General features: G+C 62.4%; 1 protein-coding gene. It reads right to left on the bottom strand.

Annotated elements, in window-relative coordinates; translation table 11 throughout:
* Positions 1-5: 5 nt before the first annotated feature.
* On the bottom strand, positions 6-920 hold the full coding sequence (locus CR919_RS20920; protein ID WP_099821657.1) for an IS110 family transposase: 915 nt from the start codon (positions 918-920) through the stop codon (positions 6-8).
* Positions 921-1,133 lie beyond the last annotated feature (213 nt).

The raw sequence follows: 1,133 nt of genomic DNA, 5'->3' as shown, positions 1-1,133 counted from the left end.
TGACGTCAGGCGGGGATCGGTCCGCTCTGGGCGTCACGCATGCGGGCGTTGAGGATCACCAGCATCTTCCGCATCACCGCCACGATGGCTACTTTGGCCTCCTTGCCGCGCGCCCGCAGGGAGCGGTAAAAGTCCCGCAATCGAGGTTCGTGCTGCAGGGCGGACATGCTGGCCATGTAGAGCACTTGACGGATCTCGGCTCTGCCGCCATGGATGCTTCGCTTCCCGCGCATTGTCCCGCTGTCATGGGACATCGGCGCCACGCCGACCAGGCTGGCGATGGCCTTACCACTGATCCTGCCCAGCTCAGGTAGATAGCTGGCCAGTACGGCCTGCAGCCCCGTCCCCACTCCCTTCATCGACTTCAGCACAGCCAGTTGCGGCTGCTGGGCAACCTGCTCGGCAATCTGATTGCCCAAGCGTTGGACCAGCGTCTGCAAGCGGGTGATGTTGGCCTGCAAAAGCCGGCGCAACTCACGATCGGTCACCATTTGCTGCTGTTGCCGCGCTACGGCCAAGGCGTCCATCGTCTGTCGACGTGCTCGCACGAACTCCCGCAGTTTCTGCTGCCAAGGCTCTAGCGGCTGGTAGGGCGGCAGCTTCACCAACGCGGCCATCTTCGCCAAGGCATAGGCATCCAAGCGGTCGGTCTTGGCGATGTGGCCCAGTCCTTGAGCTAGCTTCCTGGCACGAAAGGCATTGGCCCGAACGACCGGATGTCCTGCCTTGTGCAGAAAATCCAGCACGCACTGCTCATAGCCGCCGGTGGCCTCCAGCACGATCTGGCTGGTTGGGCGCTGCCTCAGCCAGGCATCCAATTCAGCGAAGCCGGCGGCGCTATTGCTGACCTTCAAGATCTGCCCGTCTGTCATGCCGACGTCCAGCTGGCGCTTGCTGACATCAATCCCGATCCCGTTCATTACCGGACTCCGTATAGTCTGGAAGGGTCGAGAGCTCCCCCGCTTGCCCAGTCTTATCACTGCGAGTGTCAGCTCCAGCAACTGTTCGGGCGGATCAAGGGAGATTCCGGCGTGGGCGCCAAGCTACATGGCGATCGTCGAGATCCAGGCTTGCACGGCGGCCCACGCCGGCTCTCGACACCTACGCTGCCAGATTCCGATCAGATAAGGCTT

Source organism: Stenotrophomonas sp. LMG 10879 (assembly GCF_002750935.1).
In the GTDB taxonomy this organism is placed as follows: Bacteria; Pseudomonadota; Gammaproteobacteria; order Xanthomonadales; family Xanthomonadaceae; genus Stenotrophomonas; species Stenotrophomonas lactitubi_B.
This window is presented reverse-complemented; position numbering and strand designations above follow the sequence as displayed.

What these genes read in the sequence shown, in the direction of transcription:
- CR919_RS20920 (WP_099821657.1), bottom strand. Translation starts at nt 920, where the DNA reads ATGAACGGGATCGGGATTGATGTCAGCAAGCGCCAGCTGGACGTCGGC.